We start from the raw sequence: 23,199 nt of genomic DNA on the forward strand, positions 1-23,199 counted from the left end.
GCTCAACGCGCCGCGCCGACCGGCTCCGCCTGTGCCCGGGCCCGGCCGACGTACCGCCGCAGATGATGTGCCGTCAGCGTGTCACCGGTTTCCACCAGTTCGGCCGGCGTGCCGGTGAAGACGACCCGCCCACCGTCGTGGCCCGCGCCCGGGCCGAGGTCGATGAGCCAGTCGGCGTGGGCCATGACGGCCTGGTGGTGCTCGATGACGATGACCGTGTTGCCGCCGTCCACGAGCCGGTCCAGCAGGGTGAGGAGCTTGTCCACGTCGGCGAGGTGCAGGCCGTTCGTCGGCTCGTCCAGCACGTAGGCCGTGGGCTGATCCGCCATGTGCACGGCCAGCTTCAGCCGCTGCCGTTCCCCGCCGGAGAGCGTGTTGAGCGGCTGCCCCAGTCCCACGTAGCCCAGCCCCACGTCGGCCAGCCGGTCCAGCGAGGCACGGACGCGGCCGGTGGGGAAGAAGTCGCGGGCCTCGGTCACGGACATCCCGAGCACCTCGCTGATGTTCCTGCCGCGGAGCGTGTACGACAGCACCTCGGGGGTGAAGCGCCGGCCCCCGCACTCCTCGCAGACCGACGCCACGTCCGCCATCATCATCAGGTCGGTGTAGACGACGCCGACGCCTTTGCAGCGAGGGCACGCTCCTTCGGAGTTGGCGCTGAACAGCGAGGCGCTCACCCCATTGGCCCGGGCGAAGGCGGCGCGTACCCCGTCGAAGAGCTTGGTGTAGGTGGCGGGGCTGCTGCGCCGGGAGCCGCGGATCGGCGACTGGTCGACCACCACGACCCCTTCCCGGTGGCCCAGCATCCCGTGGATCAGGGAACTCTTGCCGGATCCGGCGACACCCGTGACGGCGGTGAGCACCCCGAGCGGGATGTCGACGCTGACGTCCTTGAGGTTGTGCAGCGAGGCGTTCCTGATCGCCAGGTGTCCGCGAGGCCGTCGGGGTTGCGCACGCAGGGGCACCCGGTGGTCGAGACAGCGGCCGGTGAGGGTATCGGAAGCGCGCAGCCCGGGCACGTCACCGGCGTAACAGAGCTGTCCCCCGGCATCGCCCGCGCCGGGTCCGAGGTCCACGACGTGGTCGGCGATGGCGATGACCTCCGGCTTGTGCTCGACGACCAGCACCGTGTTGCCCTTGTCGCGCAGCCGCAGCAGCAGGGCGTTCATCCGCTGGACGTCGTGCGGGTGCAGTCCGGTGGTGGGCTCGTCGAAGACGTAGGTGACGTCGGTGAGGCTGGAGCCGAGGTGGCGGACCATCTTCACCCGCTGGGCCTCGCCGCCGGAGAGGCTGCCCGACTCGCGGTCCAGGCTGAGATATCCCAGGCCGATCTCCACCATCGACTCCAGGGTGCCACGCAGCGCCTCGGTCAGGGGACGCACCTCGGCGGCGTCGATGCCGCGGACGAAGTCGAGCAGGTCGCTGACCTGCAGGGCGGAGCACTCGGCGATGTTACGGCCGTTGACGGTGGCCGCCAGTGCCGCCGGGTTCAGCCGCGCCCCGCCGCACGCGGGGCAGGGGCCGAAGACCACGGCCCGCTCCACGAAGGCCCGGATGTGCGCCTGCATGGACTCCCGTTCCTTGGCGAGGTGTGTGCGGCGCACCTTCACCAGCAGCCCCTCGTAGGTGACGTTGAGGCTGTTGTGCCTGATCTTCGTGGCGGGCTTGTGCATGAGGTCGTGCCACTGGTCGGGGCTGTAGTCCCGGAGCCTGAGGTCGGGGTCGAGCAGGCCCGACTCGGCGAAGATCTGCCAGTTCCAGGAGCCGACGGCGTAGCCCGGCACGGTGATCGCCCCTTCGTTCAGGGAGCGCTCCCTGTCGACGAGTTGATCGACGTCGATGTCGGCGACACGCCCCAGGCCCTCACAGTGCCGGCACATGCCGTCGGGGCTGTTGAAACCGAAGGCGCCGGGGCCGCCCACGTGCGGGGTGGAGAGCCTGCTGAAGATGATCCGCAGCATCTCCAGCGCGTCGGTGGCGGTGCCCACGGTGGAGCGGGAGTTGACCCCCATGCGCTCCTGGTCGACGACGATGGCGGCGCTGAGGTTGTGCAGCCCGTCGACGTCGGGCCGCGCGAGGGCCGGCAGGAACGACTGGATGAACGCGGTGTACGTCTCATTGATCAGCCGCCGGGACTCGGCGGCGATGGTGTCGAAGACCAGGGAGGACTTACCGGAGCCGGAGACGCCGGTGAAGACCGTCAGACGCCGTTTGGGGATGTCCAGGGAGACTCTCTTCAGGTTGTTCTCGCGCGCGCCCCGCACCTGGATCACATCGTGGCTGTCCGCCGGGTCGGTGCCGGGTCCGCCCCGGGTGCCGTCGGTGTCGTCACGGAGGCTCATTCCGTGGGTTCTCCAGTTCTGTCCGCTTCGGTCTTCTTCTGACTTCGGGATGCGGCGGACACCACCACACGGCGGGCGCCACAGCGAGCATCGCCTCGCAAGGTACGCATACGGTGTCACCGCGCTCTAGTAGAGGTAGCTCAAGGCAACCATTTAACCCATCCGGGTGATCGTCAGGAGCCTCCTCGGGCGCCGGGAACACCCCGGCCGGGCCGGACGTTGGTTTCCTGCGGCAGGAACGGAGGCCAAGGCAGTGCACGGTGAGTACAAGGTGCCCGGCGGCAAGCTCGTCGTCGTGGATGTGGACGTCGAGGACGGCGTGCTGCGGCACGTGCGGGTGGCGGGTGACTTCTTCCTGGAGCCCGACGAGGCGCTGGACGCGGTGAACGGCGCCCTGGAGGGCGCTCCTGCGGACACGGACGCGGCGGGGCTGGCCGCGCGGATCGACGCGGCGCTGCCCGCGGGGACGGTGATGTACGGCCTGACCTCGGAAGGGGTGGGCATCGCGGTGCGCCGGGCGCTGGCGCGCGCCACGGACTGGACCGACTACGACTGGCAGCTGATCCACGAGGCCCCGCAGTCGCCGGCCCTGCACATGGCGCTGGACGAGGTGCTGACCGCCGAGGTGGCAGCGGGCCGGCGGCCGCCGACGCTGCGGGTGTGGGAGTGGGGCGCCCCGGCCGTGATCATCGGCAGCTTCCAGTCGCTGCGCAACGAGGTCGACGCGGAGGGCGCCGCCCGGCACGGCGTCGAGGTGGTGCGGCGGATCTCCGGCGGCGGCGCGATGTTCGTGGAGCCCGGCAACACGATCACCTACTCGCTGTCGGTGCCCGAGTCCCTCGTCCAGGGTCTGTCCTTCCAGGACAGCTACGCCTATCTGGACGACTGGGTGCTGGGCGCCCTCGGCGATCTGGGCATCCGGGCCTGGTACCAGCCGCTGAACGACATCGCCACCGACCAGGGCAAGATCGCGGGCGCGGCGCAGAAGCGCGTGGTCGGGCCCGGCGGGGGTCCGGGTGCCGTGCTGCACCACGTGACGATGTCGTACGACATCGACGCCGACAAGATGGTCGAGGTGCTGCGGATCGGGCGGGAGAAGCTGTCCGACAAGGGCACGAAGAGCGCGAAGAAGCGGGTCGATCCGTTGCGCCGGCAGACGGGGCTGCCGCGCGAGGCCGTCATCGACCGGATGATCGAGTCCTTCCGCGCGCGCTACGGCCTGGCCGAGGGCAAGGTCACCGACGAGGAGCTGGCACGGGCGGAGGAGCTGGCCCGCACGAAGTTCGGCTCGACGGAGTGGACGGCGCGCGTGCCGTAGCCTCCGGCGGTCCGCGCGCCCGGCGGGGGCGGCGGCCGGGGTTCGTTCCGGGCGGAGCGGTACATCGTGACCGTGGCCCGTGACCGGGTGGGTGCGCGGTGCGGGGGCACTTCCGCCCCACAGGCAGTCGTGTGACACTGTCGTACCCCGTCCGCCCCGCGGACCCCTCCACCTCCTCCCCCACGAGAAGTGTGCCCGTGCGTTCCCTGCCCCTGCCGCTCGCTCTCACCGCGCGTCTGTCGCCGGTCGCGGTGCTCGCCTGCGCCGGCTGGCTGCTGTCCTCCGGTCCGGCCGCGCCGCCCGCCGCCGGACACCAGACGGCCCGGACTCCGCCCGCCGAAGCCTCCTTTGCGGCCCCGTCCGCGACCGCGGCGGCGCCCACCTACACCGCCGCTCCCTCCCCCTGTGCCGCTGTCCCCGCCGCCACCCTGAAGTCCCTGGTGCCGGGTGCCGGGCCGGCCGGCAAGGAGATTCCCTCCACCGACACCAGACTGCGCCGCACCTGTTCCTGGAACGCGCTCCACGGCTACGACTACCGCTGGCTCGACGTGTCGTTCGAGATCGGCGAGTCGGACCGGGAGGCCGGGCAGGAGTACGAGCAGCGGGTCGCGGAGAAGAGCGGCGGCGGGGCCGTGCCGGGGCTCGGCGACACCGCGTACTCCGTCGTCGGCCTCACCACGGAGGACAAGCAGCAGACCCGCGAGGGCGTGGTGCTGGTCCGCCTGGCCAACGCCCTCGTCGTCGTCACCTACAGCGGCAGCGACTTCGAGACCCACAAGGCCCCGACGACGGACGAGATCAACAAGGGCGCCATCAAGGCGGCGAAGTCCGCGGTGGCCGCGCTGCGCGGCAGCCGGGGCTGAGCCCGTGACGACCGTGGCGCGGCGCGGGTTCAGGAGTTGACGGCGGGGATGATCCGGCTGCCGTAGGCGTCGATCGTCCCCTCCTGCGCGTCGTGCATGTCGTACACCGCGAACTGGTCGACGCCCAGGGCGCGCAGCGCGGTCAGCTTCTCGATGTGCCGCTCGGCGGGGCCGATGACGCAGAACCGGTCCACGATCTCGTCGGGTACGAACGCGGTGTCCGGGTTGCCGCTGCGCCCGTGGTGGGCGTAGTCGTAGCCCTGCCGGGCCTTGATGTAGTCGGTGAGTTCCGCGGGGACGTCGGCCGAGCGCTCGCCGTACCGGGCGACGAGGTCGGCGACGTGGTTGCCGACCATGCCGCCGAACCAGCGGCACTGGTCGCGGGCGTGGGCGAGGGCCGCGGGCGAGTCGTCCTCGGTGACGTAGGCCGGGGCGGCGACGCAGATCGTCACCTCGGACGGGTCGCGGCCGGCGGCCGCCGCCGCGTCCCGCACGGCCTTCACCATGTACTCGGTGAGGTACAGGTCGGCGAGCTGGAGGATGAACCCGTCGGCCTCCTCGCCGGCCATCTTGAGGGCCTTCGGGCCGTAGGCGGCCATCCAGACGGGGACCTCGGCGCCTTCCTTGATCCACGGAATGCGGATCCTGGCGCCGCCGAGGTCGGCCTCCTCGCCCCGGCCGAGGGCGCGGATGACCTTCATGGCCTCGCTGATCCGGGCCAGGGTGTTGGGTTTGCGCCCGGCGACACGCATCGCGGAGTCGCCGCGGCCGATGCCGCAGACGGTGCGGTTGCCGAACATGTCGTTGAGGGTGGCGAAGGTGGAGGCGGTGACCTCCCAGGTGCGGGTGCCCGGGTTGGTGACCATCGGGCCCACCGTCAGCCGTTCGGTGCCGGCCAGGATCTGGCTGTAGATGACGAACGGTTCCTGCCAGAGCACGGCGGAGTCGAAGGTCCAGCCGTAGCGGAAGCCGTTGTGCTCGGCCCGCCGCATGAGGGCGACGACGCGGGAGGCGGGCGGGTCGGTCTGCAGGACGAGTCCGAAGTCCATGATCTCCACTCCTAGTTCAGGTACTGACAGGTGGAGCGCGGGGTGAAGACGCCGTGCCCGGCGCGGCCGGTGTACTCCCGCTGGTCGATGACGGGTTCGCCCCGCGAGAGGACCGTCTCGACGCGGCCGGTGACCCGCTTGCCCTCGTACGCCGAGTAGTCGACGTTCATGTGGTGGGTCGCGGCGGACATCACCTGCTCGGCGTGCGGGTCGTAGATGACGATGTCCGCGTCGGCGCCCGGGGCGATGGTGCCCTTCTTCGGGTACAGCCCGAACATGCGGGCCGGGGTGGCGCAGGCGATCTCGATCCAGCGGCGGCGCGAGATCCGGCCGTCCACGACGGCCTGGTGGAGCAGGTCCATACGGTTCTCGACGCCCGGAAGGCCGTTGGGGATCTTGGAGAAGTCGCCCCGGCCGAGGTCCTTCTGGCCGGTGAAGCAGAAGGGGCAGTGGTCGGTGGAGACCACCTGGAGGTCGTTCGTCCTCAGGCCCCGCCACAGGGCGGCCTGGTGTTCGCGGGGCCGCAGCGGGGTGCTGCACACGTACTTCGCGCCCTCGAAGTCCGGCTCGGCGAGGTTGTCGGCGGACAGGAACAGATACTGCGGGCAGGTCTCGCCGAAGACGTTCAGCCCCTCGTCGCGCGCCCTGGTCAGCTCCGCGACCGCCTCCGAAGCCGAGACGTGCACGACGTACAGCGGGGCCCCGGCGACCTGGGCGAGCCGGATCGCGCGATGGGTGGCCTCGGCCTCCAGCAGCGCCTTGCGGACCTCCCCGTGATAGCGGGGGTCGGTCTCGCCCCGGGCCAGCGCCTGCTGGACCAGCACGTCGATGGCGATGCCGTTCTCGGCGTGCATCATGATCAGCCCGCCGTTCCCGGCGGCTCGCTGCATGGCGCGCAGGATCTGACCGTCATCGGAGTAGAAAACACCCGGATAAGCCATGAATTGCTTGAATGAGGTCACTCCCTCTTCGACCAACAGGTCCATTTCCTTGAGCGTCTCGTCGTTCACATCGGAGACGATCATGTGGAAGGCGTAGTCGATCGCGCAGTTGCCCTCGGCCTTGGCGTGCCAGGCGTCCAGGCCCTCGCGCAGGGTGTGGCCGACGCTCTGCACCGCGAAGTCCACGATGGTCGTCGTACCGCCCCAGGCCGCCGCCCGGGTGCCGGTTGCGAAGGTGTCGGAGGCGTGTGTGCCGCCGAACGGCAGCTCCATGTGGGTGTGCGCGTCGACTCCGCCCGGGATGACGTACTTTCCGGTGGCGTCGATCACGCGGTCCGCGGTCCAGTCGTGCGAGTGGGGCGTGGCCAGGGCGGCGATACGGCCGTCCTCGACGAGGACGTCGGCGTGGATCTCGTCGGAGGCGGTGATGACGAGACCGTGGCGGATGACGGTACGGCTGCTCATGCTGCTCCTCGGTCACTCGGCTCGGGTCAGGGCGCCGTCAGCGGCTCGTACGCCCCCGGGGCGCGGTCGCGGTAGAACTGCCGGCGGGCGCGCACCTCGTGGAGTCCGGCCAGGTCCAGGTCGCGGACGACCTGCCCGGATCCAGCCGTCGCCGGCGGTGCCGCCCGACTGGCGGGCGATCCGCTCCCAGTCGCGCAGCACGTCGTCCACCGCGGACCGCTCCCCCGCCGTGCCGAGGACGCGGTGGGCGGGGTTGGTGACGACGACCGGGCAGCCGCTGTGCACGGCGGCCTCGTCCAGGAGCCGCCGGAGCGGGGCGCCGGCGGTGATGAGGGCGGTGAGTTCGGTGCGGACGGTCTCCGAGAGGCTGACGGCGGCGAACTCGCGCCGGACCAGCCGCGACTGGACCTCTTCGGTGAGCCAGGCGAAGGGGAAGGGCCGGTGCAGGACGACCATCGGCAGTCCGCACCGTTCGGCGGCCCGCCGCATGGCCTCGGGCGGCGCCGGGAAGGCCCGGCCGAGGCCGAACACGACGGCGGCGGCCTCCGCCCGGTGCGGCGACCGGATGTACTCGGCCTGCCCGGCCTCGTCACCGGCCGCCAGGACACCGGTGGTGAGCACCATCTCCCCGCCGCTGAGCATCACCCCGGCATCGGCGGCCTCGGCGACGCGCACCCAGCGCACCGGCCGGTCCAGCCGGTCGGCGCCGGCCACCACCTCGGGCTCCCCGGCGAGCACGCGGCGGACGGACAGGACGGGTTCCCAGCCGTGCCGGGACTCCGAGGCGGTGGTCATGGCCGTACACCCGTTCTCTAGTGCCGTACGCCCGTTCCCTAGTACAGGCTCCGGAGCGCGTTCTCCAGGATCGCCGCGCCCTCCTCGGCCTCGGCGACGGTGAGGGAGAGCGGCGGGGCGATCCGCAGGGCGCTGCTGTCGTGTCCGCCGCCCTTGCCGATGAGCAGCCCGCCCTCGCGGGCCGCCTCCAGCGCGGCCGCGGCGGCCCGGGGATCGGCCTCGTCCGTGCCCGGCCTGACCAGCTCGACGCCGATCATCAGTCCGCGTCCGCGCACCTCGCGCACCCAGGGCAGCCCGGCGGTGACCGCCCGGAGCCGTTCGATGAGCAGTCCGCCGACCCGCCGGGCGTTGCCCTGGAGGTCGTGTTCGAGGAGGTAGGTGAGGTTGGCCAGGCCCGCGGCCATGGTGACCTGGGTGCCGCCGAAGGTGGAGATGCTGTGGGCGTCCAGGCAGTTCATGATCTCGGCGCGGGCGACGACCCCGCCGATGGACATGCCGTTGCCGATGCCCTTGGCGAAGGTGACGATGTCCGGCGGGCCGCTGCGGGCGTGTGCCTGCCAGCCCCAGAAGTGGTCGCCGGTGCGGCCCCAGCCGGTCTGCACCTCGTCGGCGATCCACAGGATGCCCTGGTCGGCGAGGACCTCGCGGAAGGCCGCGAACAGTCCGTCGGGCGGCGAGGTGAACCCGCCGACGCCCTGGACGGGTTCGGCGATCAGCGCGGCCGGGGGGCGGGTGTGGCCGAGGACGTCCTTCAGGTCGGCCACACAGGCGTCGATGAACGCGCGGTCGTCCAGGTGGGCGAACGGGCCCCGGGTGCGCACGCCGCCGTGGACGTACAGGGTCTGCACCGGGGACAGGGAGGTCGGGGACCAGCCACGATTGCCGGTGATGCCGACGGCGCTGAAGGAGCGGCCGTGGTAGCTGTTGCGCATGGCCAGGACGGTGTTGCTGCGCCGGTAGGTGGTGGCGAGCAGCAGGGCGGTGTCGTTGGCCTCGGTGCCGGAGGCGGTGAAGAAGACCCGGGGGTTCGGGATGCCGCTCAACCGGGCGATGCGTTCGGCGAGTTCGACCATCGGCCGGTTGAGGTAGAGGGTGGAGGAGTGGACGAGCCGGCCGGCCTGTTCGGTGACCGCCTTGGTCACCTCGGGCAGGGTGTGCGCGGTCATCGTGGTGAGGATGCCGCCGAAGAAGTCCAGGTATCTGCGGCCCGAGGAGTCCCAGACGTGGCGGCCCTCGCCGTGGGTGATCTCGATCGGGTCGTCGTAGTAGAGGGCGAGCCAGTCGGGCATGACGCCGCGGTGGCGGGAGTAGAGGTCGGTCACGGCCGCACCAGCCCCTCGTAGGCGTCGGGGCGGCGGTCGCGGTAGAAGGCCCACTGCCGCCGCACGTCCTCGATGAGCCCGAAGTCCAGGTCCCGGACGAGGAGTTCCTCGTCCTTGTCGCTCGCGGCCTCGCCGACGAACTGTCCGCGTGGGTCGACGAAGTACGACGTGCCGTAGAAGTCGTTGTCGCCGTACTCCTCCTGTCCGACCCGGTTGATGGCGGCGACGAAGTACTCGTTGGCGACGGCCGCGGCGGGCTGTTCGAGCCGCCACAGATGGGCGGACAGGCCCCGGTGGGTGGCGGACGGGTTGTATACCAACTGGGCGCCGTTGAGTCCCAGTTGGCGCCAGCCCTCCGGGAAGTGGCGGTCGTAGCAGATGTAGACGCCGACCTTGCCCACCGCGGTGTCGAAGACGGGCCAGCCCAGGTTGCCGGGTTTGAAGTAGTACTTCTCCCAGAAGCCCTTGACCTGGGGGATGTGGTGCTTGCGGTACTTGCCGAGGTAGCTGCCGTCGGCGTCGATCACGGCGGCGGTGTTGTAGTAGAAGCCGGACTGCTCGACCTCGAAGACCGGGACGATCAGCACCATGCCGGTCTCGCGGGCGAGGTCGCGCATGCGGCGCACGGTCGGGCCGTCGGGCACGGGCTCGGCCCAGCGGTAGTGTTCGGGCTCCTGGACCTGGCAGAAGTAGGGGGCGTTGAAGACCTCCTGGAAGCCGATGACCCGCGCGCCCCGGCGGGCCGCCTCGCGGGCGTGCTCCTCGTGTTTCGCCACCATGGTCCCGGTGTCGCCGGTCCAGGCGGCCTGGACCAGAGCGGCGCGGACGACGTTGGGCATGAGCTGCTCCTTCGACACGACGTCAGAGCCTCTACGCCCGTAGAGCAGGCGGTAGAGGGACGAACGTAAGCCTCCGGGCGGCCCTTGCCAAGACCATCGTCGTCAACCCGCGAAGTCGATCACGTTTCACACTCCGGTGGAGGAGCACTCCGGTGGAGGAGCACCCCGGCGGAGGAGCCGGTCACCGGGTGGCACGCGGACGGCTCAGACGGGCACCAGGGCGCAGCGCGCCACCAGCTCGTCCATGGACAGACCGAGCACCCCGGCCAGCGCGGCCACGGTGAAGAAGGCCGGCGTCGGCGCCCGCCCCGTCTCGATCTTGCGGAGCGTCTCGGCGGAGACGCCCGCCGCGGCGGCGACGTCCGCCATGCTCCGGTCGCCGCGCGCCTCACGCAGCAGCTGCCCGAGCCGCTCGCCGCGTTCGCGCTCTTCGGGAGTGAGAGGGGTGCGCACCATGCCCCCATTGTGCCCCCGGCCGCCCCTCCGCCGACCCGGCCGGGCATCACCCAATTAAAATACCGGTATAGTAATTGGCATGGTGGAACTGAAGACCGAAACGTCGATCGACGCGATGCACGCGGCGGGCCGGGTCGTCGGCCGCGCCCTGACGGCCGTACGGAAGGCCGCGCGCGTCGGCGTCACCCTGCTGGAGCTGGACGAGGTGGCCCGGGAGGTGCTGCGCGAGGCGGGCGCGACCTCGCCGTTCCTCGGCTATCGCCCCTCCTTCGCCCCGACCCCCTTCCCCGCGGTGATCTGCGCCTCGGTGAACGACGCGATCGTGCACGGCATCCCCACCGGCTACCGGCTCCACGACGGCGACCTGCTCTCCGTCGACTGCGGCGCCGAGCTGGACGGCTGGGCCGGCGACTCGGCGATCAGCTTCGTGGTGGGCCGCCCCCGCCCCGCGGACCTGCGGCTGATCGAGACCGCCGAGCGGGCGCTGGCCGAGGGCATCGCGGCGGCCGTCGTCGGCAACCGCATCGGGGACATCGCGCACGCCGTCGGCCGGGTCTGCCGCACGGCCGGCTACGGCATCCCGCAGGGCTTCGGCGGCCATGGCGTGGGCCGTCGTATGCACGAGGACCCCGAGGTCCCGAACGAGGGCCGCCCCGGCCGCGGCCTCCCGCTCCGCCCCGGCATGGTCCTCGCCATCGAGCCCATGCTGATCGCGAGCGGCGAGGACGGCTACCACGAGGCCCCCGACGGCTGGACCCTGCGCACCAACGACGGCTCCCGCGCGGCCCACGTCGAACACACGGTGGCGATCACGGAAGGGGGCCCTCGCATCCTGACGGCACGAGACGCCGCCTGAAGGGGCGCGGGGAACCGATGGCCTCCCGGACGGCCGGGCCTGTGTGCCGGCCGGGCCGGGCCGCTTGGTGGTGGGGGTGCCGGGGCGACTGTCCGGCCGGTGGCTTCCGGTGCGTTACGGCTGGCCGCGCGGCCCGCATTCCCCGCCCCGGCCCCCGGCGGCCGGACCAGTCCGATCAAGTCGCCGGGGCCTGGCGGCGCCGCCGGGCCCCGGCCACCGAAGCGGTCGCCGTCGGCGGACCCGAGCCGAGCATGGTCAGCGGACCGCTGCGATCAGCAGCCGTGCAGCCGCCGGCCCGCCACCGGTGGCGAGCCGTCGCGCCTCGGTGGCACCGCCCTGCCCCCCTCGCGTGTGACATGCCGCTCCCGGACCCGGCGCGGACGCCGAGGAGAGCGCTCGGTTGACGACCGGCGTCGAAGCGCCGGCCGGCGCCCTACGCCGGTTGGCGCCCCGCCGTCGGACCGAGGCTTTGACCGGTGAGGCCGGTCTCCTCACGGCCGCCTGGTCCGTCGCCCTGACCGACCCGGCCGACGTCGCGGCCGTCACCGCCGCGGCAAGGGCACAAGGAGCACACCGACGATCTACGGATCGCGCGCGGGGAGCCGTCCTGGCCGGCACCACGTGCCCGGTGCCCCTGGTCGGCCGCCGTAGGATTCTTCCCGCCGCGGGGCGCTTCGGCCCTGTTCAGGGGCGATGCCAGAGCGGTTCCGGCCGAGGTGATGTGAGGGGACAGGGTGGCGGACGCGGGTGGTGCGGGGTTCGGGGTGCTGCTGCGGCAGGCGCGCTTGGAGGCGTCGCTGACGATCGAGGCGCTGGCGGAGGCGTCGGGGGTGAGTGTCCGAGGGATCGGTGATCTCGAGCGGGGACGACGGGCGACTCCCCAGCGGGGAACGGTCGCCGCACTCGCGAACGCACTGGAGTTGGGCGAGCCGGAGCGGGAGCGGCTGCTGGCCGCCGCCCGGTCCGGCCGTGATCCACGCCGCGTCGCGGCCGATGTGCGTGCCTTCCCGCGGAGTATCGACGACTTCGTCGGCCGAACGGCGGAACTGGCACGGCTGACCGCACTGGCCGACGGGGCGGCCTCCGGGCCACCGGTGGTGGTGGCGGTGTCCGGGCCACCGGGAACAGGCAAGACCACCCTGGCCCTGCAGGCCGCCCGCGAGGTGGCCGAACGCTTCCCCGACGGGCAGCTGATGCTCGACCTGCGCGGCATGGACGACACCCCGCCCGGCGCGGCGGAGCTGATGCTGCGGGTGCTGAAGTCGTTGGGGGTGGCCGACCGGGAGCTGGCGAAGGCCGGTCCGCAGGGCCACCCGGAGCTGTACCGGCAGGTGCTGGCCGAACGGCGCTGCCTGCTGGTGCTGGACAACGCCCGTGACGAGACCCAGGTCCGCCCGCTGCTGCCGAGCGCCGGTGCGGCGATGGTGTTGATCACCAGCCGGAGGAAGCTCACCGGGCTGGAGAGCGTCCACCGTCTGCTCCTCGGCGAACTCTCCCCCGCCGAGGCCGCCGCCTTCCTGACCGCCCTGGTCGGAGACGAACGCGCGGAGGCGGACCCGGCCGCGCTGGCCGAGGTCGCCGGCCGCTGCGCGCACCTGCCGCTGGCCCTGCGGGTGGCGGGCAACTGGCTGGCCACCCGCACCGGCTGGACCGTACGCCGCCTCGCCGACCGCCTCGCCCTCGAAGAACGCCGCCTGGACACCCTGACCGCCGGCGACGTCCACGTCTCGGCGGCCTTCGACCTGTCCTACCGCCAGCTCACCCCCACCACCGCCCGCATGTTCCGGCTGCTGTCCCTGGTCGACGGCCCCGATGTCAGCGTCGCCGGTGCCGCCCAGCTCACCGGGCAGCCCCTGTTCGACGCCGAGGACGCCCTGGAGGAACTCGTCGAGACCGGCCTGCTCGGCGCCCACCAGGACCGCTACCGCCTGCACGACCTGCTGCGCCTGTACGCCCGCGGCCGGCTGCACGCCGAAGAACCCGCCGAGGACAGCGCGGCGGCGCGGTCCGCGCTGCGCCGCTGGCTGCTGGAGACCGCCGTCGTGGCCGGCCGCTGGTACGAACCCGGCCACGGCGCCCCGCCCGCCACCTGGCAGGGGACCGTCGACCTGTCCACCGCGGAACACGCCCGCCGGTGGCTCCAGGACGAAGGCGGCAACTGGCTCGCCGCCCTGCGCGCGGCCGCCACCGCGGGCGACCACGCCACCGTCGTGGACGTCGCCGAAGCCCTGCACTGGTTCTCCGACCAGTGGATCTTCTGGGGACACTGGCCCGAGGTCTTCGGCACCGCCGCGGACTCCGCCCAGGCTCTGGGTGATCCCCTCCTGGAAGCCACGCACCTCAACTACCATGCCTGGGCCCTGCTCACCTGCGAAGGCCGTCACCACGAGAGCCTCGACCGCTCCGCCCAGGCCCTCGCCGCCGCCCAGCGCGCCGGCGATCTTCCCCAGCAGGGCTGGGCCCACCAGTACACCAGCTGGACGCTGTTGCGGCTCCGCGACTACGCCGCGGCGCTGCGGCACAACCGTGAGGCGGCCAGGCTCTTCGAGGCCGCCGGTGACCTCCACGGCGCCCTTCAGGCCAGGTCCGGGCTCGGCCAGGCCCTCTGGGAGGGGGGCCGTCTCGAGGAATCCATAGCGGAGAACCTGGACACGCTCGCCTTTCTCGACAAAAGCGGCGACCGCATCGGACAGCACATCGCCGACTTCACCCGCTCAAGCCTGCAGTCGTACATCGGCCATGCCTACGCCGACCTCAAGAACTGGTCGAAGGCCGCCGTCCACCTGCGCACCGCCGTGGACCTCTGCCACGCCGGCGGCAACCCGGAAATGGGGAGTCGCAACCTCATACACCTGGGCAACGTCCTCCTGAAGGCGGGGCGGCACGAGGAAGCCCGGGAAGCCTTCTCGCGATGCCTGGCCCTCGGTGCGGCGGCCGACCCCCACCGCCTCACCGTCGCCCGGGAACGCCTCGCCGACCTCGACGCCCTGTGAACACCGCCCTGCCGGCATCCCATCGGAGTGCCGCGTGGATATGTCCCCCGTCGGGGTGCAGGGAAGGCCTCCCAGACCTCACCCCCCTCAGGCGAACATGCCCGCCCCAACGGATCGTGTCATCGTGGGCATGAGCGGCTTCCGGCCGGTTACCCGGCTGAGCCAGTCGTCAGTGAAGGAAACCCAACGCCATGACCAACGGCTACCCTCCTGACCCCTTCGGTGAGTTCCTGGCCCGCTTCTTCGGCGGAGCCGTCGGCGGGGCACCACGCCACATCGACATCGGCCGTCTGCTCAGCCAGCCGGCGCGGGAGCTGGTCAGAGGAGCCGCCCAGTACGCCGCCGAGCACGGCAGCCGCGATCTGGACACCCAGCACCTGCTGCGCGCGGCCGTGTCGGCGGAGCCCACCCGGAGCCTGCTGAGCCGGGCGGGCGCGGACCCGGACTCGCTCGCCTCGGAGATCGACGACCGGGCGGGTCCGGTGCAGCATCCGCCGGGCGAGGCCCCGCCACCGACCTCGCTGTCCCTGACCCCGGCCGTCAAGCGGGCCCTGCTGGACGCGCACGACATGGCGCGGGCCAGCGGCGCCGGGTACATCGGCCCGGAGCACGTGCTCAGCGCGCTGGCCTCGAACCCGGACTCGGCGGCCGGGCACATCCTGCACGCGGCCCGGTTCCAGCCGCGGTCCATGCCCCCGGAGGCCCCGGAGAGCGCGCAGCCCCGCCCGGAACGGCAGCGGCCCACCGGCACGCCCACCCTGGACAAGTACGGCCGCGATCTGACCGAGCTGGCCGCGCAGGGCCGGATCGACCCGGTGATCGGCCGGGACACCGAGATCGAGCAGACCATCGAGGTGCTGTCCCGGCGCGGCAAGAACAACCCGGTGCTGATCGGTGACGCGGGCGTCGGCAAGACGGCGATCGTCGAGGGGCTGGCGGAGCGCATCGCCGACGGTGACGTGCCGGATGTGCTGGCCGGGCGGCGGGTGGTCGCCCTGGACCTGACCGGGGTGGTGGCCGGCACCCGCTACCGGGGTGACTTCGAGGAACGCCTGAACAACATCGTCGAGGAGATCCGCGCCCACTCCGACCGGCTGATCGTCTTCATCGACGAGCTGCACACCGTCGTCGGCGCGGGTTCCGGCGGCGAGGGCGGCGCGATGGACGCCGGGAACATCCTCAAGCCCGCCCTCGCCCGGGGCGAGCTGCACATCGTGGGCGCGACCACGCTGGAGGAGTACCGCCGGATCGAGAAGGACGCGGCGCTGGCCCGCCGGTTCCAGCCGATCCTGGTGCCGGAGCCGACGGTGGAGGACACGATCGGGATCCTGCGCGGGCTGCGCGACCGGTACGAGGCCCACCACCAGGTCCGCTACACCGACGAGGCGCTGGTGGCCGCCGTGGAGCTGTCGGACCGCTATCTCACCGACCGGCGGCTGCCGGACAAGGCGATCGACCTGATCGACCAGGCCGGCGCCCGGGTCCGGCTCGGCGCCGGGACGAAGGGCACGGACGTACGCGCCATGGAGCGCGAGGTGGAACAGCTGGCCCGGGACAAGGACCAGGCGGTCGCGGACGAGGACTACGAGCAGGCCAGGCAGTTGCGCGACCGGATCACCGAGCTGAAACAGCGGATCACGGCGGCCAGCGACGACGGGAAGGCCGACGAGGGGCAGCTGGAAGTGACGGCGGAGGCCATCGCCGAGGTGGTGTCCCGGCAGACCGGCATCCCGGTCAGCCGGCTGACCGAGGAGGAGAAGGAACGGCTGCTCGGCCTGGAGGAGCATCTGCACCAGCGGGTGGTCGGCCAGGAGGAGGCGGTCGCCGTGGTCTCGGAGGCGGTGCTGCGCTCCCGGGCCGGGCTCGCCAGCCCCGACCGGCCGATCGGCAGCTTCCTCTTCCTCGGCCCGACCGGCGTCGGCAAGACCGAGCTGGCCCGGGCGCTGGCGGAGGCGCTGTTCGGCAGCGAGGACCGGATGGTCCGGCTGGACATGAGCGAGTACCAGGAGCGGCACACCGTCTCCCGGCTGGTGGGCGCCCCGCCCGGGTACGTCGGCCACGAGGAGGCCGGACAGCTCACCGAGGTGGTGCGCCGGCACCCGTACTCGCTGCTTCTGCTGGACGAGGTGGAGAAGGCGCACCCGGACGTCTTCAACATCCTGCTCCAGGTGCTGGACGACGGCCGGCTCACCGACTCGCAGGGCCGGACGGTGGACTTCAGCAACACGGTCGTCGTGATGACCAGCAACCTGGGCTCCGAGGCGATCACCCGGCGCGGGGCCGGGATCGGGTTCGGGCCGGGCGGCACGGAGGCCGACGAGGAGGCGCGGCGCGAACGCATCCTGCGGCCGCTGCGGGAGCACTTCCGGCCGGAGTTCCTCAACCGGATCGACGAGATCGTGGTCTTCCGGCAGCTCACGGGCGACCAGCTGCGGCGGATCACCGATCTGCTGCTGGAGAGCACCCGGCGGCTGCTGGAGGGGCAGGGCGTGTCGGTGGAGTTCACGCGCGCGGCCGTGGACTGGCTGGCCGAGCGCGGCTACCAGCCCGAGTACGGCGCCCGGCCGCTGCGCCGCACCATCCAGCGCGAGGTGGACAACCAGCTGTCCCGGCTGCTGCTGAACGGCACCCTCTCCGAGGGCGGCCACATCACGGTGGACGCCAAGGACGGACGACTGGACTTCCGCACCGACCAGGCGGCCACGCCGGCCCAGCCGCCGGCACCGGAGCTGTAGGCCGACGCGACACCGAAGCCGTGGGCCGACGCGACACCGAAGCCGTGGGCCGACGGCCGCACCGAAGCCGCAGACCGATGCCCGCGACCTTGCACCGACCCGGAAGGGAACGACACACCCACCGGGCCGAACACCCCCGCGCCGGGCGTGCCCCCGCCCGGGGGTTGCAGCCTCACCGGCCGTAGCCCCCCAGGGGGCCCCACTGGGCCGTAACCCCGCCACGGTGGGGTCCACCAAGGCCGTAGCCCCACAGAGGTGGGCCGCACCAAGGCCCTGGCCCCGCTAGAGGGCCCCACCGGGCCGTAGCCCCGCCAAGGCAGGCCCCGCCGCGGCCTGGCCCCGTGGCCGGGGGCTACCCGGCCGGACGTACCACCATCGCCGAGCCTCCGCCGCGCCGTACCTTCTCGGCGGCGGCCAGCCACCTGCCGTCCGGGAGGCGCTGTATGCCGGTGGCGGCGCCGATCTCCGGTGTGCGGGTGAAGGAGTGCCCGATGGCTTCCAGGCGGCTCCTGAGGTCGCTGTCGTACAGCCCCGGTTCCAGCTCGGTCTTCGCCGCGTTGCGCTGGCTGGCGCGCGGTGCGGCGATGGCGTCGACCAGCGGCAGCCGCCGGTCGAGGAACCCGGTCAGGGTCTGCAGCACGGTGGTGATGATGGTCGCGCCGCCGGGGGAACCGACCGCCACGACGGGCTTGCCGTGCCGGTCCAGCACGATCGCCGGGGCGAGCGAGGAGCGCGGGCGCTTGCCGGGGCCGGGCAGGTTGGGGTCGTGGACGGCCGGGTTGGCGGGGGCGAAGGAGAAGTCCGTCAGCTCGTTGTTGAGCAGGAAGCCCCGGCCGGGCACGGTGATGCCGCTGCCGCCGGTCTGTTCGATGGTGAGCGTGTAGGCGACGACGTTGCCCCACTTGTCGGCCACGGTCAGATGGGTGGTGTTCTCGCCCTCGTACGTCGTCGGGGCCGCGGTGCCGCCCTTGCCGCAGCGTGCGGGCCGGCGCGGGTCGCCCGGGGCGAGCGGGCTGGTGAGGACGGCGTCGTCCCTGATGAGGCAGGCGCGCGAGTCGGCGTACCGCTGCGACAGCAGCTGCCGCGTCGGTACGTCTTCGAAGGCGGGGTCGCCGACCCAGCGTCCGCGGTCGGCGAAGGCGATGCGGCTGGCCTCGATGAGGCGGTGCAGATACCGGGCCTGGCCGGCCTTCGACAGGTCGGTCCGCTCCAGGATGTTGAGGGCCTCGCCGACCGTGGTGCCGCCGGAGGAGGAGGGGGCGACGGAGTAGACGTCCAGGCCGCGGTAGGAGGTCCTGGTCGGGGCCTGGAGCTTGGCGCGGTAGACCGCGAAGTCCTTCTCGGCGAGCTTGCCCGGGCGGGCCTTCCAGCCGGAGGCGGGGTCCACGGGCGGGTGCTCGACGGTCTTGACGATGTCGTCGCCTATGTCCCCGCGGTAGAAGGCGGCCGTGCCCTCGCGGCCGAGCTGCTCGTAGGTGCGGGCCAGTTCGGGGTTTTTCAGGGTGGAGCCGACGACGGGGAGCCGGCCACCCGGCAGGAACAGCTTCACGGTGTCGGGGAAGTGGCGGAACCGGGTCTCGTTGGCCGCGGTCTGCGCCCGGAAGGTGTCGTCCACCGTGAAGCCGTCGCGGGCTATTCGCCGGGCCGGTTCCAGAACGGTACGGAGCTTCTCGCTGCCCCATTCCTCCAGGGCCTTCTGCCAGGTGGCGGCGGTGCCCGGGGTGCCGACGCTCAGACCGCTGCTGACGACGTCGGCGAACGGGAGCGGTGTGCCGTTCTCGGTGAACAGGCCGGAGTCCGCGGCGAGCGGTGCGGTCTCGCGGCCGTCGATGGTGTGGACCGTGCGGGTCTTCGCGTCGTAGTAGACGAAGTAGCCACCCCCGCCGATGCCGGAGGAGTAGGGCTCGGTGACGCCGAGCGCGGCGGCCGTGGCGACGGCCGCGTCCACCGCGTTGCCGCCGCGCCTGAGGATCTCGATGCCGGCGGCGGAGGCGTCCGCGTCGACGCTGGCGACGGCTCCGCCGTAACCGACGGCCAGGGGTGTCTTGGTGGCGGTCCCGCTCGCCGGCGCGGCGGGCGGCGCCGCCGCCGCCACCGACACCATGGCGGCCGAGACCGCCAGAACCGCCAGTTTCCGCTTGTCTGGGCGACCCATGCGTATCTCCCGTCGGGACAGTCCGCGCAGCGTAACCAGAAGGTGCTGTACCGACAGTACGCCGCGGTGCCCCGGCCCACCATGCCGGAACTCGAATACGCGTACGGCGCGGGCCCGGTGGAGCCGGTGGCGGATGTCACACCGGCGAGCACAACCCGTCCGGCGCGCAGCTGACCTTCTCCTCGCCCGGGGACGACCCGTCACAGGTGTCCGTCCCGCTCCGCGAGCAGTGATCTCCGGCTGCCGCCGGACGAGCCTGGCCCGTTGAACTGCCGCCCCCCTCAGGGTTTCGGGGCCATGGGGGGCTCCCCACCGGGCAGCAGCGCCCCAGGGCCGGCCGGGGCGTGAGCCACCGCCTCGGTCTTGGGGCTGCGCTGCTCACGGCGGGACACCCAGCCGGCGAACCACGAGAGCAGCATGCACATCCCGATGTAGATCGGCGAGATCACCATCACCACGGGGATGAACGGCAAATCGTAGTCGAGGTTGGAGGCGATGAGTTTCCCGGCATGGAGAAACTCCTCGTAGGTGATGAGGAAGCCGAGGGAGGTGTCCTTCAGGGCGACCACCAACTGGCTGATGATGGCGGGCAGCATGGCGCGCACCGCCTGCGGTACCAGGACGTGCGCCATGACCTGCGTCTTGCGCATGCCGAGCGCGAACGCAGCCTCCCGCTGGCCGCGTTCGACGGCGTGGACGCCGGAGCGGAACACCTCGGCGAGCACCGAGCCGTTGTAGAGGGTCAGCCCGGCGACCAGCGCGGGCAGCGGCTGCACCTTCAGCGCCACGAAGATGAAGAAGATCATCACCAGGACGGGCATGGCCCGGAAGAACTCCACGACGAGCGTGGCGAGCGCGCGCACCGGCCGGTGGTCCGACAGCCGGCCGGTGGCCAGCAGCCCGCCGAGGGCCAGGGAGAGCACGGCCGCGATCGCGAACGCCTTCAGGGTGTTGCCGAGTCCGCGCAGCAACAGCAGCTGGATGCCCTGGTACTCGAAGGGCGTCCACCTGGTGGCGGTGAACTGGCCGGTGTGGAACAGCAGGTACAGGATCCAGGCGAGCAGCGCGAGGATGACGACGGTGGACAGGACGCCGTAGAGGGCGTGCCGTCGGCGGGTGCGCGGGCCGGGGACGTCGTAGAGGGCGGAGGCAGGGGTCATCGGGCCACTCCCCACCTGCGCTCCAGCGCGTGGAACAGGGCGCTGATGGCGAGCGTGACGATCAGATAGCCGACGGCGATCCAGACGAACGTCCAGATGATGTTGTAGCCGAGTTCGTTGAGCGTCTTGTACGTGCCGAGCAGTTCGGTCACGCTGAAGGCGCCCGCGATCGCGGAGTTCTTGGCGAGCGCGATGAGGGTGGAGCCGACGGGCGGGATCACGGACCGGAACGCCTGGGGCAGCACGACCAGCGACAGGGTCTGCCCGAAGGTCATGCCGAGGCTGCGGGCCGCCTCGCCCTGCCCGGTGGGCACGGTGTTGATGCCGGAGCGCAGCGCCTCGCAGACGAAGGCGGAGGTGTAGCAGCCGAGGGCGAGGACCGCGAACACCTCGAAGGGCAGGACGAGTCCGAACCGGGGCAGTCCGAGCAGCACCGCGAAGAACAGCAGGGTGAGCGGGGTGTTGCGGAGCACGGCGACCCACACGGTGCCGAAGATCCGCAGGGAGCCGACGGGCGCGACCCGGAAGGACGCCATCAGGAAGCCCAGCGCGAGGGCCAGCAGGGAGGCGTAGACGGTCAGTTCGAGGGTGCCGAGGAAACCGGCGCCGTAGGCCGAGAAGTTGTCTGTCAGTACGTTCATGCCGTCCTCGCTCAGCCCGCCGGGTAGCGGTCGATGGCGGGCGGGTGGGGTGCGGGCACGCCGGACAGGCCGAGCGTGGCGTCGTACGCCTTCTTCCAGTCGCCGTTCTTCTCGCGGGCCGCCAGGGCGTCGTCGAGGGCGAGGCGCAGGGCGTCGTCGCCGTGCGGGACGCCGATGCCGTAGGGCTCCTTGGAGAACGGCTTGCCGGCCAGCTTCAGTTCGTTCGGGACCTTGGCCGCGTAGCCGATCAGGATGGCGTCGTCGGTGGTGACCGCGTCGACCTGGTAGGTGAGGAGGTTGTCGACGCAGACGGAGTAGGTGTCGTAGGCGACCAGGACCGCTTTCGGGTAGTCGGCCCGGATGCGCTGGTACGGCGTGGAGCCGGCCGCCGAGCAGACGCGTTTGCCGGCGAGGTCGCGCGGGCCGTGGATGGTGTCCTCGTCCTTGCGGACCAGGAGCGACTGGCCGGCCATGTAGTAGGGGCCGGCGAAGCCCACGAGTTTCTTGCGGTTGGGGTTGATGGTGTAGGTGCCCACGTAGTAGTCGATCTGGCCGTTCTGCAGGGCGGTCTCGCGGTTGGCGGAGGCGATGGTGCGGAACCGGATGGTCTTCGGCGCCAGGCCGAGCGAGGCGGACATCATCCTGGCGATCTCGATGTCGAAGCCGGAGTAGGTGCCGGTGGCCGGGTCCTTCTCGCCCAGGTAGGGCTGGTCCTCCTTGACGCCGACGACGAAGTGGCCGCGGCGCTTGGCCCGCTTCCAGGTACGGGAGGCGGGCAGGCGGACGTCCCGGGCCACCTGGTAGTGCGGGAGTTTCCCGGCGGCCGGTCCCTTGCCGGGCGGGCTGCCCTCCTTGCCGCAGGCGGCGGCCAGCAGCACGAGCAGCGCGCACAGGGCGCGGGGCACACGGGTGGTACGGCACATGGGTCGCGGTCCCCCGGTCAGTGCTTGAGGATCTTGGAGAGGAAGTCCCTGGCGCGGTCGCTGCGCGGGTCGGTGAAGAACTCGTCCGGGCTGCGGTCCTCCACGATCCGGCCGTCCGCCATGAAGACGACCCGGTTGGCGGAGGCCCGGGCGAAGCCCATCTCGTGGGTGACGACGACCATGGTCATGCCGTCCCGGGCGAGCTGCCGCATGACCTCCAGCACCTCGTTGATCATCTCGGGGTCGAGGGCGGAGGTGGGCTCGTCGAAGAGCATCGCCTTGGGTTCCATCGCGAGCGCGCGGGCGATGGCGACGCGCTGCTGCTGGCCGCCGGAGAGCTGGGCGGGGTACTTGTCGGCCTGGTCCAGCAGGCCGACCCGGTCCAGGAGTTGGCGGGAGCGCCGGTCGGCCTCCGCCTGTCCCCGCCGGCGGACCTTGACCTGGGCGAGGGAGACGTTCTGCAGGACGGTCTTGTGCGCGAAGAGGTTGAAGGACTGGAAGACCATGCCGACCTCGGCGCGCAGCCGGGCGAGGGCCTTGCCCTCCGCGGGCAGCGGCCGGCCGTCGAGGGTGATGGTGCCGGACTCGATGGTCTCCAGCCGGTTGATCGTCCTGCACAGCGTCGATTTGCCCGAGCCCGACGGGCCGATGACCACGACCACCTCCCCCCTGCCGACCGTCAGGTCGATGTCCCTCAGGACATGCAGCTCCCCGTAGTACTTGTTGACGTTGCGCAGTTCGATCAACGGATCGACGGCCATCCGCAGCCCCACTCGCTCTCGGCTGTGTCGTGGTTGCCGCAACCTATCCAGCCGGCGGTGCGGCCGGGGGACGACACGCACCTTCAGGGCATTAGCCGTATTTACGCCAACGAGCGGTCCGGGGCCGGTCGGCGGGTGGCCGGGGCGGGCTCAGTCCTCGGCGATCTCGGCGTACAGCTGGGACAGCTCGGGGGCCCCGGTCGCGGCCCACTCCTGCCCGGCCGGCACCACCTCCACCGTCCGGCCGGAGGCGAGCCGTACGACGGGCTCGCCGTCGGCGCGGATCCGCCAGGCGGCGCCGGGCACCGTGCGCACCACGACCGTGCCCAGGTACAGCCCGGCGTCATGGCCCAGCCAGAGCACGGTCTCGGGGTCGTCGCGCCAGCGCGGGACCAGCTGGTCGAGGGCCTCCAGGGAGGCCGGGGTGTCGTCGAGGCGGACACCTTCCCGGGCCGCCTGCGAGCGCAGCAGATCGCACTCGGACAGCAGCGCGGCGACCGCCTCGGGATCGGCGGGCGGCGCCGCCTCACCGTTCTTCTTGTGCCGGGGGCCCAGGAACGGAAGACGCATGCCCCCAGCGTGGCA

Annotated in this window: 17 protein-coding genes and 2 pseudogenes; 5 read left to right on the forward strand and 14 right to left on the reverse strand. The window is 72.0% G+C overall.

The features are described from left to right. Positions 1-2: 2 nt before the first annotated feature. Complete coding sequence (locus tag ABD350_RS03035; protein WP_344346082.1) at positions 3-2,342, reverse strand: ATP-binding cassette domain-containing protein; 2,340 nt, start codon at positions 2,340-2,342, stop codon at positions 3-5. 253 nt (positions 2,343-2,595) lie between these two features. Between ABD350_RS03035 and lplAB the strand changes: the two genes are divergently transcribed. Next, positions 2,596-3,660, forward strand: a complete 1,065-nt coding sequence (gene lplAB, locus ABD350_RS03040) for a lipoate-protein ligase LplAB (protein ID WP_344346083.1) — start codon at positions 2,596-2,598, stop codon at positions 3,658-3,660. A gap of 197 nt (positions 3,661-3,857) precedes the next feature. Beyond that, positions 3,858-4,523 (forward strand): hypothetical protein, encoded by a 666-nt coding sequence (locus ABD350_RS03045; RefSeq protein WP_344346084.1) that lies wholly within the window; start codon positions 3,858-3,860, stop codon positions 4,521-4,523. Positions 4,524-4,552: 29 nt separating this feature from the next. On the opposite strand, the gene ABD350_RS03050 is transcribed toward ABD350_RS03045, so the two are convergent. The 7 genes and pseudogenes from ABD350_RS03050 to ABD350_RS03080 form a co-directional block, all read right to left on the reverse strand. Next, positions 4,553-5,572 (reverse strand): TIGR03842 family LLM class F420-dependent oxidoreductase, encoded by a 1,020-nt coding sequence (locus ABD350_RS03050; RefSeq protein ID WP_344346085.1) that lies wholly within the window; start codon positions 5,570-5,572, stop codon positions 4,553-4,555. 11 nt (positions 5,573-5,583) lie between these two features. Then, positions 5,584-6,978 (reverse strand): dihydropyrimidinase, encoded by a 1,395-nt coding sequence (gene hydA / locus ABD350_RS03055; RefSeq protein ID WP_344346086.1) that lies wholly within the window; start codon positions 6,976-6,978, stop codon positions 5,584-5,586. Between the two features lie 26 nt (positions 6,979-7,004). Beyond that, positions 7,005-7,109: pseudogene (locus ABD350_RS03060) on the reverse strand (acyltransferase); the annotation flags it as partial. Position 7,110: 1 nt separating this feature from the next. Beyond that, a pseudogene (locus ABD350_RS03065) lies at positions 7,111-7,773 on the reverse strand (PucR family transcriptional regulator ligand-binding domain-containing protein); the annotation flags it as partial. A gap of 38 nt (positions 7,774-7,811) precedes the next feature. Next, entirely contained in the window at positions 7,812-9,062 is a 1,251-nt protein-coding gene (locus ABD350_RS03070) for an aspartate aminotransferase family protein (protein ID WP_344346410.1), read from the reverse strand. Positions 9,063-9,091: 29 nt separating this feature from the next. Further along, positions 9,092-9,934, reverse strand: coding sequence for a nitrilase-related carbon-nitrogen hydrolase (locus ABD350_RS03075; RefSeq protein WP_344346087.1), 843 nt, complete (start codon positions 9,932-9,934; stop codon positions 9,092-9,094). 204 nt (positions 9,935-10,138) lie between these two features. Next, positions 10,139-10,390 carry a helix-turn-helix domain-containing protein gene (locus tag ABD350_RS03080; protein ID WP_344346088.1) on the reverse strand — a complete coding sequence of 84 codons (252 nt, stop codon included), beginning with the start codon at positions 10,388-10,390 and terminating at the stop codon, positions 10,139-10,141. A 79-nt stretch (positions 10,391-10,469) separates the two neighbouring features. Between ABD350_RS03080 and map the strand changes: the two genes are divergently transcribed. The 3 genes from map (at position 10,470) to ABD350_RS03095 (ending at position 16,974) form a co-directional block, all read left to right on the forward strand. After that, the gene (gene map / locus ABD350_RS03085) at positions 10,470-11,246 is read left to right on the forward strand and encodes a type I methionyl aminopeptidase (RefSeq protein WP_344346089.1); all 777 of its coding nucleotides are present in this window, start codon (positions 10,470-10,472) and stop codon (positions 11,244-11,246) included. A gap of 734 nt (positions 11,247-11,980) precedes the next feature. Then, positions 11,981-14,239 (forward strand): ATP-binding protein, encoded by a 2,259-nt coding sequence (locus tag ABD350_RS03090; RefSeq protein WP_344346090.1) that lies wholly within the window; start codon positions 11,981-11,983, stop codon positions 14,237-14,239. A gap of 191 nt (positions 14,240-14,430) precedes the next feature. Beyond that, a complete protein-coding gene (locus tag ABD350_RS03095) occupies positions 14,431-16,974 on the forward strand; it encodes an ATP-dependent Clp protease ATP-binding subunit (protein ID WP_344346091.1) in 2,544 nt (847 codons plus the stop codon). A gap of 352 nt (positions 16,975-17,326) precedes the next feature. Here ABD350_RS03095 and ggt read toward each other — a convergent pair whose 3' ends face one another. The 6 genes from ggt to ABD350_RS03125 all read right to left on the reverse strand — a co-directional run bounded on the left by ggt (position 17,327) and on the right by ABD350_RS03125 (position 23,184). Then, a complete protein-coding gene (ggt, locus tag ABD350_RS03100) occupies positions 17,327-19,129 on the reverse strand; it encodes a gamma-glutamyltransferase (protein WP_344346092.1) in 1,803 nt (600 codons plus the stop codon). Positions 19,130-19,410: 281 nt separating this feature from the next. Continuing rightward, positions 19,411-20,289 carry an amino acid ABC transporter permease gene (locus ABD350_RS03105; protein ID WP_344346093.1) on the reverse strand — a complete coding sequence of 293 codons (879 nt, stop codon included), beginning with the start codon at positions 20,287-20,289 and terminating at the stop codon, positions 19,411-19,413. Beyond that, the gene (locus ABD350_RS03110; protein WP_344346094.1) at positions 20,286-20,930 is read right to left on the reverse strand and encodes an amino acid ABC transporter permease; all 645 of its coding nucleotides are present in this window, start codon (positions 20,928-20,930) and stop codon (positions 20,286-20,288) included. Before ABD350_RS03110 ends, ABD350_RS03105 begins: the two co-directional genes overlap by 4 nt. Before the next feature lie 11 nt (positions 20,931-20,941). Beyond that, the gene (locus ABD350_RS03115) at positions 20,942-21,853 is read right to left on the reverse strand and encodes a glutamate ABC transporter substrate-binding protein (RefSeq protein ID WP_344346095.1); all 912 of its coding nucleotides are present in this window, start codon (positions 21,851-21,853) and stop codon (positions 20,942-20,944) included. 17 nt (positions 21,854-21,870) lie between these two features. Next, on the reverse strand, positions 21,871-22,614 hold the full coding sequence (locus tag ABD350_RS03120) for an amino acid ABC transporter ATP-binding protein (protein ID WP_344346096.1): 744 nt from the start codon (positions 22,612-22,614) through the stop codon (positions 21,871-21,873). Positions 22,615-22,764: 150 nt separating this feature from the next. Continuing rightward, entirely contained in the window at positions 22,765-23,184 is a 420-nt protein-coding gene (locus ABD350_RS03125) for a DUF6278 family protein (protein ID WP_344346097.1), read from the reverse strand. Positions 23,185-23,199 lie beyond the last annotated feature (15 nt).

Origin of the sequence: Streptomyces nogalater, assembly GCF_039532885.1 — a bacterium.
Classification (GTDB): Bacteria; Actinomycetota; Actinomycetes; order Streptomycetales; family Streptomycetaceae; genus Streptomyces; species Streptomyces nogalater.